This window comes from Chitinophaga sp. (assembly GCF_036569185.1).
Lineage (GTDB): Bacteria > Bacteroidota > Bacteroidia > Chitinophagales > Chitinophagaceae > Chitinophaga.
The window spans coordinates 1-13,633 of record NZ_DATCRD010000247.1; the positions used below are offsets into that span (position 1 = coordinate 1).

Sequence of the window (13,633 nt, forward strand, 5' to 3'; positions counted from 1 at the left end):
ACATCCCCTATGTGATGGTAAAGCCAAAAGAAAATGCAGAATACATTTTCCTGGAGTTTTATTCTACCAATGGCACCGCCGCCAATAATATCCGCATGGGCACCCGGCTGCTGGAATACGGCAACATCAACACCCGTCCTAACAGCATTACGCTGCTGAGTAATACCCAGGGCGGAAAGGACCGGCTGAATATTGATGAGAAAATTAACCTGTACCGTTCCCATTTGCTTTCACACAACCGTATTGTAACCCCTGAAGATATCAAGGCGCTTTGCCGTACAATTTTCGGAAAGGAAATGAAATCAGCCGCCGTTGTAAAAGGGATGGCCCTACAACCTGGTGTGAATGCGGGTTACAGCCGTACGCTGGATATACGCATTTCATTATATCAGCCCACCCAACGCTATCCCGCTGCCAATTTACAATACATGAAAGAGGAACTGCTTTTACAACTGGAAGAAAAGTCCAGTAATACATTTCCGTTCCGGGTGTTTATTAACGAAGCGCTGATGTAAGGCCACAGCAGGGTAGCCTTCTTCCGGGGTATTTATTAATGGCGAATGTAAATGCCACTGCCAGAGCAGTGAACACTGTAACTGTATTCGGAGTATCCTTCTTTTATTAACGGCCTGTTGATGCAAATGCCACTGTAGGCAACAGTGGCGCGGCAACAGCACTTCTGTTATCGTTCCTTCCCCGTAATTGTACTTCTCCGCCGGTTTTCAGCAAACCGGCGGGTATACCTTTTTTACCATCGGCCGCATATAGCACCACGGCATTTTCAAATCCCAGATCCACATATACCCGGTTACCCACCATCCAGCCTTTGCCGGAAAGACTGGCATTTTTACGGATATACACGCCATTAGCCTGAAGATCGTCCAGCAGCTGAATGCTTACCAGTTGCCCGTCTTCAAAGGCGTTGCTTACTTTCAGCCTGGCGGCATATACTACCATGGCTGTATGGGGAACTGCCTGTTTGCCCACAGAGATACGGATAGAATTAAAATCTTTATCGCCCGCTTTGCTTACTGGGGCGGGCCTGGAAAATACGGAACCGTTAGCAGAATTTTTACTGAATACATTGTATCCAAAACCTGGCAGGTATAGCTCGGGACTTTCAAAAAGTTGCTTAATGGCAATAATCTTGTAAATATATTGGGCGGTTTCATTATTCAGCAACAGCTGGTAGTAATCGCTGCTCCCCTGGCGTTTTATGTTCCGGGAGATATTTCCCGAACCGGCGTTATAGGCTGCTGCGGCCAGTGTCCAGGAGTTCAGCTGCTGATGCAGCAGCCGTATCAGTTTACAGGCCGCGTGAGTGGCTTTGATCAGGTGGTTTCTTTCATCATAACCAGCGCTCACTGTTAAGCCAAGTTCCGCTGCGGTACCTGGCATGATCTGCCACACACCTTGTGCGCCCACAGGCGAAGTGGCGTTACTGAGGCCACTTTCCACGATAGGCAGGTATTTAAAATCAAGTGGTACCTGGTACTGTTGCAGGATGGGCTCTATGATGGGGAAATATTGTTCCGCTTTTAACCGGAGCGCAGGCAGGTAGCCCTGGTAGCGCAGGTTACGTTTAATTACATCCATTAAGCGGTAGGAAACAAAATCCCTTTCCATTGGCACCACTTCCCCACAGAAATCCACCTGCTGCGCCGTGGTGAAACACGGCAGCAGCAACAGCAGTATTCCTATCAGAACAACCTGTTTTTTCATCTGGCTTTCCTATTGCTTCGCCATCATATATTTAGGGAAGGCGGTTACCGGTACATACAGTACCAGTTGTTGCTTTCCTTCTGTGGTTTGCAGTACAATAATCACTTCATCCTCTTTCCTGAACTGTTTGGATGGCACCACAAATACTTCATTGGCATCTTCTTTTGGCGCTATTGTTTCCGGTCCTTTTTTATAAAGGATAGGCATAGCATGCAGCAGGGCAGTATCTTTCTTCTCCTTATGCAACAGGCTGGCCTTTACTATTTCAAAAGGCTCTTTTCCTTTATTGCGGATCCGGAAAGAAAAGTAGTTCATGTTATTAAGCGTCATGGCCTGCGCATATCCTATGCTTACATCATCTACTTTCACTTCATACTGCCGGTTTACTTTATGATCTTTCCCGAAGTCGGTGGCTATTTTGCCAACTGTTACTGTATCCACACTGATCAGATGCCCGGTTTCTTCAGGAACATCTGCAATGGGCACTTGCCCATCCCTTTCGCCATAGCCGGCGCGGGGCGCCTGTGGCGTTGCTTCCGGAGTGGTAATAGCGCCGGTTGTTCTGGGTTTACCAGACAGGGTATATTTCAGGCGGGCCAGTTCCACTTTATCATGGTAGGCAATAATCATGTAATGGATATTCTCTCCTTCCCTCACAATCAGGTTGGTGGGCCGTGGAGCGGCCGTGAGAGGACGTAAAAAAACCATATTACCATCCACGATACGATAATCGTAGTCAGTATTTTTTCCATCGCCTATCTGGAAAGTACTGATAGGCGCACCGGAGGTGATCAGCGTTACTGCTCCTTTGGTGGTTAGAATACTATCTGTGCCCGTTTGGGCATTTACCGTTGACAAGGCGCCGGTGATTAACAAACAAAGCAGCAGACTGCACAGCACATGTTTCATCTTTACAATTGGCTTTAATGCTTATGATATTTAATATACGGGATTAAGCAATCAGCCCCGGGTTGGGAGGCTACTCCCAAATGCCTGTTTAAGCCCCAAAGCTGACTGCCAGCGGCTATTTACCATCCTGTTCGTAGGTTGTATCCCAATCTGCTGCATCATCCCCTCTCTGGCCTTCCATTTTGATCAGGAAGTTTTTGGCAGGGAAGTAAGGCTTCAGATGAATATCCAGGTGGATACGGTCCTTCTGGATCGGGTCCTGTTCGAAACGGCGGATATTAAAATCTTCGATGAGCTTATCCGGTCCGGTGATGCCATCCAGGAAGCGGATGATCTGCTTCATCAGGTCTTTACGGGTATTGGCGTTAAAGTTCTCAAAAGCGCGGCGGTTCAGGAAGTCCATCAGCACTTTGGTAACGAAGTCGAATACACGAACTACGGAATAGGTTTGCAGTCCCAGGTTGTCGCCATTGAACAGTGTTTTTGCACTGAAAGCCATTACCTTTCCATATTCTTTTACCATGGGCACCAGTCCCATTTTCTCCAGGCTGGCGATTTCACTCTTCTTCAGCTCAAATTTCACCCCGTCCACTTCATTCATACCGCCAAACTTTTTACCAGCGGTTACCTGCGACATCAGGGTTTTGTAGATCTTACCTGCCAGTGCGCCTGATGGTGGTACATACAGGTGTTCCTGTTCTCCTATCTCATCAAATTTTCCACGGCCTACCAACCAGTTACAGGCCATGATCACATTGGAACGATGGATCTCTCCACCGGTGAGGTTAGCCAGTTCAAACATTTCCATCACATCATCCGGAGCATCCAGGTGTGCAAAATCTGTTACCAGCATTGCCTTGTTTTCATGCGCAATTTTCGCCCATTTTTCTATCACCTTGTTAGAGCCAAGGTAGCCGGGAATCACCAGCAGGCTATAGTTGGTACGCAAATCCAGGCGATCATAGTTATTCACCAGCTCTGTGCTGATAGCGTCAATAAACCGGGTATTATCCAGGTCTTTCAGCTGCTCCAGCTCTACATTGATGAAGGATACATTTTTCACCTTATCCGACTCCGTATTTTTGAAGAAGAGGGCTACATTCCTGTATGATTGCTCCAGTTCGCGGGTAGACTCTATCGCTTCGGCAAGGTTATTTGACAGTACTTTTTCGGCTTCTTCTGCATGAGTGGTGCAGTAATCTACCATTTCAGGCAGCTCGTTTGTTTCAGATAATACTTTTTCCCAGAGGGAGAGTATCTTCTTTAATTTATCTCTTTCAGTTTTTTTACCGGCTTCCGTCAAAAAGATATTGCGGCGCGCCTTACGTTCGGGGTTCAGGTTTTGCGCACCTTCCACGGCTGCTTCCAGCAGGTCGAAGCCTCCATATTTTGCAAGGTCTTCAATACTACCGGCGAGGTTAGCTTCAGATTGCTGTGAAGACAGGCTTTCGTTCTGCAGCTCCTGGTTTTTCTGTAATTCTGCCATAATCATTGAGGTTATGTTCCCGTATAGGCAACGGTTAGTTATTTGGTATTAAGATCATTCATCATTCCGCGGATAGCGCTCAGCATAGCTTTGCGGGCATCCGGATCAGCCAGGGCCGATTTCAGGATCTTATTTGTTTTCAGCTGTTTCATAATTTTCAGGTACTGTTCCTTTTCTGTAGCCAGGTCGTTCAGAAAAGCGCTTTGCGCCGTAATTCCTTTTACGCCGAAATCGCCCAGGTGGTGGAACTGTAATTTTTCCGGGACCGTGCGGCCGTCTGCATCATGGAAACTTACATTCACTGCCGGTTTAAAGTGTTCAAATACACTTTCTACGGAAGTAAGCCCTTCCACTATTTCAGGTTTAACAGGCGCCTGCTGGGTTAACTTTTCAGCAAACAGGGTACGGTTATGCGAAATTTCCGCGATGGCTTCGTTGGCGTCCAGCTTCACTTCTGTGCCGCCAATTCCGTAGTTGTCATTCATTTGAGATAAATTTAGAATTTTGGAATCTGACAATCATCAAATTATTGTCCAGTCTAACTGTTCATTTTTTATATCCAGTGTTACTGTCATATCTTTCCGGAGGCTGCCGTCGATAATCATCCTCGACAAAGGTTTCCTCAATTGTCCTCTTATCACCTCCCGCAGCGGCCTTGCGCCGTACTGGGGGGAATACCCCATCAGGGCCAGGTGCCGGCGGGCATCCGCAGTAACGGTAAAGCTTATTTCCTGCTGTTCAAGTAACTGCAGTAAATGCTGTAAATGAATATCAAAGATCTTTTCCACGTTGGCAGACTGAATAGGTCCGAATGGAACGATCTCAGTAAGCCTGCCCAGGAATTCAGGCCGGAAATGACGGGCCATTAACTCCATTAGTTGCTGTGAGGCGGGGATCACTCCTTCCTGGAAAGAGCGGGCGATGGCTTCACTTCCGATATTGGAAGTAAACAGCACCAGTGCATTGGAGAAATCACCTGTTTTCCCCAACCTGTCGTGCAGTTTTCCTTCATCCATGATCTGCAGGAAAATATCAAATACAGAGGGATGCGCCTTTTCTATTTCATCAAACAACACTACCGCGTAGGGTTGTTGCCGTATTTTATTAACCAGCAGCCCGCCTTCCTCGTAACCCACATATCCCGGAGGGGCGCCATATAAAAGGGCCGCAGCATGTTCTTCTTTGAACTCCGACATATCAAAACGGATCATAGAGCGTTCGTCCTGGAAAAGAAAATCCGCCAGTGATTTTGCCAGTTCTGTTTTACCGGTCCCTGTAGGTCCCAGGAAGAAAAAAGATCCAATGGGCTGTCCGGGCCTGCTCAGACCCGAGCGGGATTCCAGTATGGCGTCTGCCACCGCCTTGAGGGCATGATCCTGCCCTACTACCCGTTTGCGCAGTTGAGCTTCCATGTTGATCAGCCGCTCCCTTTCCTGCGACTGCACCTTTCCGAGCGGGATGCCCGTGATAGCGGCGATCATAGTGGCCAGGTCTACCGGGGTTACTTCCTCCTGCCGCGTACCGGCTATGGCAGACAGCTGTTCCAGCAACTGCTGCAGTGCAGACTGCAGCTCCGGAACTGTGGTTATTTTATGCAGATCGGTATCTGTATGTAGACGGGACGACAATAACACGCCAAGCCTTTCTTTCATTTGCCGGTAAAACCAATGCAGATCCTCTGCCAGTAAGGATTCCTTACTGATAAGCGCAGAAAATTCCTCCTCCAGGGTTTGCAGCAATGGCTGGCTGGTATCTTCCATGGCTCTTACTGCCGCCATCGTGCGGTCGAGCAGATTTATGGCGCTATCCGGCAGGCTTCTTTCCTTGAGGTAGCGCTTTGATAAACGGATGGCATCGTGTACCCCTTCGCGTGACACCTTAAGCTGGTAAAAGCTTTCGTATACAGGTACTACGGCGCTTACCATTTTTGCGGCCAATGTTTCATCCGGCGCGGAGAGAATGATGGTTTCAAAGCGGTGCCGCAGAATGGCATCCGGCTCAATCAGTTTCCGGAAGCCTTCTGGTGTAGTGGTTCCTATCAGGATGATCTCTCCTTTTCCTAATGCAGCTTTCAGCACATTGGCCATGCCGGTGCCGGATTGTTTGTCCAGCAGGCTGTGGAGGTTATCAATAAAAAGTATATGCCTGCCCGTTTGTTTCAACTGCTGGATAATTTGCAGAAGGCGGTCTTCCAGTTCACTTTTGTAGGCAGCCCCGGCTATAAACGCCCCATAGTCCAGCGCGTATATATCTGAGGCCTGTAACTGCAGCGGCACCTGCTTCTGTACAATAGCGCTGGCCAGGCCCTCAATCAATGCTGTTTTACCTACACCGCCCTCGCCAATCACCAGTACGCTGGCTCTGTCTTTACGTGTAAGCACTTCCGTTACCGCCCTGATTTCGCCATCACGCCCAATAACCGGGTGAAAGGTTTTCAGGAGCTGGGGATCGGTAATACGGTATACATATTTGAGCGCACCGGGCTTAATGGCGCCTGGGGCAGCAGTATTCACAGTATTATTTTCTTTACCCTGTTTACCGGCATTTATCAGTTGATCACGGGTAAACGGAAATGTTTTAAGCTGTTCATAGGAAAAACCTACACCCGGTGTGCACAGGGCTATCAGGAGGCTCCAGGCGTCCGGTTCATTATCGCCGTCCTGGGCAATACTGATGGCTTCATTCAATACGGCTGCCGCCGCTTCATCCGGTTCCGGTTCATCCGGGATACGCGATGCCCTGGGCATTTCATCCAGCCGTACTTCCGCCCATTCTTCCAGGTAATACACATCGATGTTCATTTGATGCAATGCGGGAGCAAGGCCGGTTTCCTTATGTAAACAGGCGCGCAGTAAGTGCGCAGGTGTAAACTGCGGATGATGATACTCTTTTGCAATGGCCGTTGCAATTCTAATGGCTGATTGCAATGCCGGGCCAAATATGGTCAAGGTTGACAGGGTCATTTGGATGATTCCAGGTTTTTCAGAATTCAGTTAACAATTACAATTTATGGGCCGCTTCTTTTGGAAGCAGAGTAAAGATACAGCGAAAACCCATACGGATAACTCATTCCGGAAAAAAATGCCCTCTTTTTTTGGAGTAGATAACACCGGATGAATATCTTATTCCACCTAAACGGCCAGTCGCTTAAAACTCAATACAGCAAAGGATTCCATGGAACGGTAAAACCCGGTCACTGGTATTTATTTTTTTACTAATATAAAAGATCATCAAAAAATAACAGTGAAAATAGGGAGGATGTCTACCTATTAAATAGGTCCGTGCGATTATTTATCTGCCGGAAAAAATATAAAACATACTCATCCATATTTTCATGACTGTGAAAATGAACGGGAAGTCCATATCCTCAAATTATCTTTAAGATCTTCTGCCAGTTGTAACATCGACATAAAATCAAGATAAAAGTTAGTCAGCATCTGCCGGTTTTGTAACGACTTGTTCAGGGTTGTTTCGAAATAATCTGTTCCATGCCCCACTCCAACATAAATACGGTTGTTGTAAAAAGAGAGGAACAGTTTTGCTGATGTGCGTTCATGCAGGGCGACAATTTTTTCCATCAGGGCCGGGGTGAGCAATTGCTGTGCAGCTGCCTCATCGGGAGCATATACCATGAAAAGTTTATTAAAAGCGGCATCTGCCGGCAATACCTTCTTTCCAAGATGCCAGGTCCGGATATAACCCTCGCCTGATGCACTGTTGTTTCGCGACAACACATACAGCGGTGTACTGAAATTACGGGGAAACTGTGCTATAAAATAGCTGCCGCAGAAAACGGTATCAGGCCCCTGTCCACGCAGGGTTACCAATGGCATGTGCGTTACCTGGAGATCGCAGAACTGGAAATTCATCTCCCCAAGTTTACCATATACCTGGTCATTTCCTGTCATCTGGTATCCTTTTGTTTCAAATAAACCGCTTTCAGTAAACTCTTCGTAACTGGCATGGTTCAAAGGTTGATACTGATAAGCAGGGTTAATAAAACTGATCAGTGGTTTAACGATCCTGTTCTTAAAATCGTGCTGGTAATCTGCAGCTTCGTGTAGCCCTTTACGTTTCATCATTAAATAGCGTGCCGTATATCCTGCCAATGTAACCAGTAACACCAGCCCTATTAAAAGGAACACCTGGTTACCATAATGCAGCCCGGCATTGTTACCGGTGGATCGCAGGGAATATCTCACTATAAAAAAAACAAAAACAGCAAACGGCGCGAGAGTTGCCACCCACATCCATCGTACCCAGTTACGTCCGGCAATACGCTGCTGTTCCAGCATCTTCAATTCATCCCTGAGCTGCTGATCCAGGAAGGTATTGAATTCTTCCAGTGTTTTCATCTTACATGATATTATCAGTTAGAAGACCAGTGGGCAGAAGTACCCCCTATACTGTTGGCATAACCTTTAACAGGCTGACTGATGAACGCCTTAAACGGTTGCACATTTTCTGTAGATAAAGGCAGCTTGAAAAAAGAACGGCTTTCTCCTAAACGTATATACGCATATTCCATTGGGAATAACCGCACCCTGATGATCCGCAACGGCAAGATAAGTTTATAGTCCGTATAGGTATCAACGTTATTCACTGTTTCTCCTCTTTCTAACCGGTTTACAAAATCATTTATTTTTTCAGGGCGCTTCCTGATCTGTGCAAACATGAAAAGATAAGGGATCAGCACTCCCACGGGCATAAACAACAATATATAAAGCACAGCCACAGGTGTTTCACCGCTTTTGCCGGCAAAAATGCTGTAGCCTATAAGGCCAAAAAGCAGTATGGCAAATACTTCTGCGGTGATCAGGGCATTAATGGTCTGCTTCCTGTCTTTTTCATGGATTTCCAGCAGCCTGGTTCTCAGCTCAGCTGTATTATTCATCAGATATAGTTTTGAAATTTATCTGGACCTCAATTTTCTGTAATTGCTGATAGCCAGATAAAAACCGGCCAGCGCCACTATTCCATAAGCTGCCATCAGCGCCCAGATGCTTTCGCCCGTCACCTTATAGATCAGCATTTCGATTTTAGTAATACTGATAGTAGTGTCGCTAACAGCATGGAATTGCTTATAACGGTAAAAGATCAGCGCAATACCGGCTATGCCGAGCAGCAGGCCAACAATAACGCCGCCCCAGGAAGGCGGATCATCGTCCTCTTCTTCCGGTTTGTTGGAATACACCTCTTTCCCGGGTTCATTTAAATTGCTCATTAAGATGATGGTTAAGGGTTATTAAATAAAAATCAGGGCTATTGTAATACGACCATTCACAAGGCTTCTTCGAGGTTAACCGAATTGAAACCGGATCATTCACTTTTACGAAAATAACTAAAAAAAAATGACATGCAAGATGCTTTATTGCATCAGCACCACTTCCGGCGGATATGCATAGTCCTGCCAGGCTGCCTCCGCTTCTTCCGCCGTGATATCATCGTTGTATACCATTACCCTGTATTTCAGCTGGTAGCGGGCATCCGGGTACAATTGCCATGATTTCATGCGGGTAGGTGTATAATTGAACATCAGTTCTCCCCCTTCTGTATTTTCCGGCCAAACCCGCAGGGGCTCCGGTGAATCAAAGTTATCAGGATAGTTCATGATCAGCATTCCTGCCTTTCCGTTGGCTGTGGAGCCTGATATTTTCACCCAGCGTGCGCGGGTACTATCGGCGTCCCTGCGTGTTTTGCCTTCGGAAGTAAGCACCTGGCTGGTTTTATCGGTAAAATCGGCGGTGGTTCTTAACCCGAAGCCGCCACCATAGCGGTATTGCAGCAAAGTAATACCGGTAGGCGTAGCAGGGGTAAAAGAAGAGGTGAAATCCCACAGGCGACGGGCGCCATCATTGGTGGCAGGATAAGCCTGTACCAGCCATGTTTCATGAATGGCTGTTTTTTCGGTACCATCTTTCAGCCTGGCAATATGATCCTGGCTGGCGCTGAATCCACACCACACATTCCCGGAAAATGTTTCGAGGCGACCGGCAAACCGTACTTTGCCTTCTTTCTTCTGCACATTCCAGAAATCTGTTTCACGTCCTTCAAAAAGAGTATGGGTCCATGGGTTCCAGATGCCCATATGATGGGTATGCCCGGCATTAGGGAAAATATTGGTAAGCACTACCCCGTTGGGCGCCCAGAGCGGATGTATAAATGCATTACGGTTATACACCGTGTCTGCCCCGGCGGGGGCATGCACTGTTTCGAAATTATATTGCAGCACCGGCTGGCCGGCCTGGGCAAGCAGTACATGACCGTTAATACTGCGTGTTGTCATCAGCGTATCAGTAACAGATGCTCCTTTGCGCAATTCAAATTTCCTTTCTGTACCGGCCGCTGTATTCCCTGCCAGGATCCAGCAAAGCTGTCCTGCGCGCTCAGTAACGGCAACGGGTATACGCTTATTACCGGTTACTTCTTCCATTGTTACCCGGATGCCGGCAGCAGCTGGCACGCTCGTATAAACCACACTGTTATAACGGTTCAGCTTACCGGCTTTCACCGTAAAACGGGCAATTACCTGTGCATGAACACCGGAATAAATTAAAACAGACAGCAGCAATAACAGGTGGATTTTTTTCATAACGGCTCCCATACATTTACCGAAAAATACGTTTTACTTTTTCAGTATGCAAATACCCTGCGCAGAGAAATACGAATATTGTTTGAAGGCCGATGCTATATTATCCTTTAATTCAATATTTTTGAACGCTCAATCAGGATAAATATGGCAGCCCCACAAAAAAATATGCTGACAACAAAACTCATTATAACCAATAAATCCGCCCTTCAACAAAAATACGGGGATGCTCACCAGCAAATACTGGATGATATCAACACGTTACGGGCATTTGATAACGGGCGGCACCTGGATACCCACATTATTTTCATGGATGACGCTGCGCAGATGCAGGCCTGCCAGTCGACCGCAGTAACGGAACCACTGGATGATGCCCAGAACAAAAAAGCGATCGATGAACTGTACCGTTTCTTTTCACCGGGTTACCTGCTGCTGCTGGGATCGCAAGACATTGTTCCCTTCCAGCGGCTGAAGAACCTGTTGCCGGGCGACAATGACCCGGATACTTTTATTCCCAGCGATCTGCCCTATGCATGCGATACGCCTTATGATACAGACCCCGGTAAATTCATTTCGCCCACCCGCGTAGTGGGCCGTTTACCGGATATACCCGGGGTAGCTGATGCTTCTTACCTGCATACACTGATCTCTAATATACTGGCAGCAGTGCCATCGAAACAGGGCGATTACCTCCCTTATTTTTCCATGAGCACATACGACTGGCAGAACTCCACACAAAATACCCTGCAAAACATTTTTGGCAGTAACAGTAACCTCCTGATATTTCCCGGCAGCGATGCCACGCTGAACGGCACCAACTGGACCGCTGCGCAGCTACAGGCAAAAACGCATTTTATCAACTGTCATGGGGCCATCTATAACCCAGGGTTTTATGGTCAGAAGTCTACTGAGTTCCCTTTGGCAATGAGGTCTGATATACTGAAAGATAAAATCACCCACGGTACTATCGTGGCGGCTGAATGCTGCTATGGCGGACAGTTATTTGACCCAAAGAAAAACAGCGCTAAGCGGATCAGCATGGCTAACAGTTACCTGCTGAATCATGCCCTCGCTTTTGTGGGCAGCTCCAATATCGCTTACGGGCCGCCCACCGGGCAGGGGCTGGCCGACCTGCTCACGCAGTATTTCGTGATCAATGTGCTGAACGGCGCATCTACAGGCAGGGCCCTGCTGGAGGCCAGGCAGCGGTTCCTGAACGAAATGGGCCCCACGCTGGACCCCTATGAGCTGAAAACTGCCGCACAGTTCTACCTGCTGGGCGACCCTTCCTGGCAACCGGTGATCAACGACAAAGATCCCAGCAATACCGGTGATACACAACTTTTTGTAAACACCCTGCAAAACCGCCGTGATAACCTGGAAGCCAGGGGCAAAATGCTGGACGACTTTATCGCAGTACCCCAGCCGTCTGACAGCGCACATGCCACCGATCCCGCTTTGCACCATGCTATGCACCGGCTGCTGGATGAAAAAAACTTTGCCGAAAAAAGGGATCCGAAAGTATTTGTCAACAGGAAAAATAATCCTGCCATCAAAGAAGATGTAAACAGCGCCATGCCATCTGTAAAATTTCACGTATTTTCGGAATCTGCCACCATTGGGGACTCACCTTCTACAAAGGTGATAGTGGTGAAAGAAAAAAATAATCAAATACTGGGGTATCGCGAATATGTCAGCAGATAACAGCAACAGGGACAAAGACAGTCCCTTTATCACACTTACCGGGCGCCTGGTGCTCCGTACATTCGGGAAACATAGCAAAAGTGAGCATCTGGGCGTATTCCTGGTGACTGATCAGGGAGATTACCTGATACGTCCTTCGGGAGCAAATCCCTTTATGCCTAATCCCCTGATGCCGTTGGCCGGTAAAACAATTGTGACTACCGGCTGCATTGAAGATTATGTTTTCCTGGCTCAGACCTGGAAAGAGGAAGAAGAATGATCTGCAGGCAGTAACTCTGCACCGGTTCCCCACCTGTCGGCATAAATGATACGCCCGTTTTCCATCCGGATACCATCCGCAGTATCTTCCGCCAGCAGCAACGGCCCGTCCATATCCACATAATCCAGCAATGGCAGCAGATGCGCTACCGCAGAAGTACCAACAGTACTTTCATTCATACTGCCCGTCATCACCTTCATGCCCAAACGTTTTGCTTCCGCAATCATCCGCAGCGCCGGTGTAATACCGCCGCACTTGGTGAGCTTGATATTGATGCCGTGAAAATAGCCATGACATTGGGCCACATCCTGCTCTACAATACAGCTTTCATCGGCTATAACCGGTAATGCTACTTTATTGTACACCTGCTTCATTCCTTCTTTATCAGCAGCGGGCATGGGTTGTTCAATAAATTCCACCCCCAGTTCTTTTAAGGCAATGGCATTACGCAGGGTTTCTTCTACTCCCCAGGCGCAATTGGCATCTACCCTGAAAACAGCCGTGGTATGCTTTCTCAGCTCCCTGATAATGGCAATATCTTCTTTAGTACCCAACTTTATTTTATAAACAGGCCAGGGAAATTCCAGCAATTTTTTCACCATGTTGGCTATCGTATCAATCCCGATGGTATAATCGGTAAGCGGGTTATGCGATATATCCAGGCCCCATACTTCATAGAGTTTTTTTTGTTGTTGCCGCGCGTACAGGTCCCATGCAGCAATATCCAGCGCGCAAAGTGCAAACATATTATCTTTCAGCAGCGGGTACATCTCCTGCCAGAAGGCGGGCGGTGTGTGAAGCGTATAGTTCTCAATAAAAGAACGATGTTGTTCAATAGCTTCCATCAGCCGGGGCACCGTCATCTGGTAATAAGCGTTATCGGCAGTTTCCCCTAACCCGCTCAGGCCATCCTGTTCCAGTTTAACTACCAGCAGGGGCTGCACGTCTTTTGATTTTCGTGAGA

General features: G+C 47.5%; 12 protein-coding genes and 1 pseudogene. 3 read left to right on the forward strand and 10 right to left on the reverse strand.

The features are described from left to right. Positions 1-515 (forward strand): annotated as a pseudogene (locus VIM72_RS18695) (hypothetical protein); the annotation flags it as partial. A 106-nt stretch (positions 516-621) separates the two neighbouring features. Here the strand turns inward: VIM72_RS18695 and VIM72_RS18700 are convergent. From VIM72_RS18700 to VIM72_RS18740, 9 genes are all read right to left on the reverse strand, one after another. Then, a complete protein-coding gene (locus tag VIM72_RS18700) occupies positions 622-1,722 on the reverse strand; it encodes a transglycosylase SLT domain-containing protein (protein ID WP_332004346.1) in 1,101 nt (366 codons plus the stop codon). Between the two features lie 9 nt (positions 1,723-1,731). After that, entirely contained in the window at positions 1,732-2,631 is a 900-nt protein-coding gene (locus tag VIM72_RS18705) for a hypothetical protein (protein WP_332004347.1), read from the reverse strand. Positions 2,632-2,746: 115 nt separating this feature from the next. Further along, positions 2,747-4,117 carry a DUF5458 family protein gene (locus VIM72_RS18710; RefSeq protein WP_332004348.1) on the reverse strand — a complete coding sequence of 457 codons (1,371 nt, stop codon included), beginning with the start codon at positions 4,115-4,117 and terminating at the stop codon, positions 2,747-2,749. 38 nt (positions 4,118-4,155) lie between these two features. After that, positions 4,156-4,602: a hypothetical protein gene (locus tag VIM72_RS18715; protein ID WP_332004349.1), complete on the reverse strand. Its 447-nt coding sequence runs from the start codon at positions 4,600-4,602 to the stop codon at positions 4,156-4,158. Between the two features lie 36 nt (positions 4,603-4,638). Continuing rightward, complete coding sequence (locus VIM72_RS18720; RefSeq protein ID WP_332004350.1) at positions 4,639-7,080, reverse strand: ATP-dependent Clp protease ATP-binding subunit; 2,442 nt, start codon at positions 7,078-7,080, stop codon at positions 4,639-4,641. Positions 7,081-7,449: 369 nt separating this feature from the next. After that, positions 7,450-8,472, reverse strand: coding sequence for a DUF3137 domain-containing protein (locus VIM72_RS18725; RefSeq protein WP_332004351.1), 1,023 nt, complete (start codon positions 8,470-8,472; stop codon positions 7,450-7,452). A 14-nt stretch (positions 8,473-8,486) separates the two neighbouring features. Continuing rightward, positions 8,487-9,011 carry a hypothetical protein gene (locus VIM72_RS18730; protein ID WP_332004352.1) on the reverse strand — a complete coding sequence of 175 codons (525 nt, stop codon included), beginning with the start codon at positions 9,009-9,011 and terminating at the stop codon, positions 8,487-8,489. Positions 9,012-9,029: 18 nt separating this feature from the next. Next, positions 9,030-9,341, reverse strand: coding sequence for a hypothetical protein (locus VIM72_RS18735; RefSeq protein WP_332004353.1), 312 nt, complete (start codon positions 9,339-9,341; stop codon positions 9,030-9,032). Positions 9,342-9,485: 144 nt separating this feature from the next. Continuing rightward, positions 9,486-10,709: a PmoA family protein gene (locus tag VIM72_RS18740; RefSeq protein WP_332004354.1), complete on the reverse strand. Its 1,224-nt coding sequence runs from the start codon at positions 10,707-10,709 to the stop codon at positions 9,486-9,488. A 165-nt stretch (positions 10,710-10,874) separates the two neighbouring features. On the opposite strand from VIM72_RS18740, the gene VIM72_RS18745 reads away from it, so the two are divergent. Both VIM72_RS18745 and VIM72_RS18750 read left to right on the forward strand, forming a co-directional pair. Then, positions 10,875-12,410, forward strand: a complete 1,536-nt coding sequence (locus tag VIM72_RS18745) for a C25 family cysteine peptidase (RefSeq protein WP_332004355.1) — start codon at positions 10,875-10,877, stop codon at positions 12,408-12,410. Then, the gene (locus VIM72_RS18750) at positions 12,397-12,669 is read left to right on the forward strand and encodes a hypothetical protein (protein WP_332004356.1); all 273 of its coding nucleotides are present in this window, start codon (positions 12,397-12,399) and stop codon (positions 12,667-12,669) included. Before VIM72_RS18745 ends, VIM72_RS18750 begins: the two co-directional genes overlap by 14 nt. Here the strand turns inward: VIM72_RS18750 and VIM72_RS18755 are convergent. Next, positions 12,642-13,633: dipeptide epimerase (locus tag VIM72_RS18755; RefSeq protein WP_332004357.1), on the reverse strand; the 992-nt coding region annotated here is incomplete at its 5' end. The genes VIM72_RS18750 and VIM72_RS18755 overlap by 28 nt on opposite strands.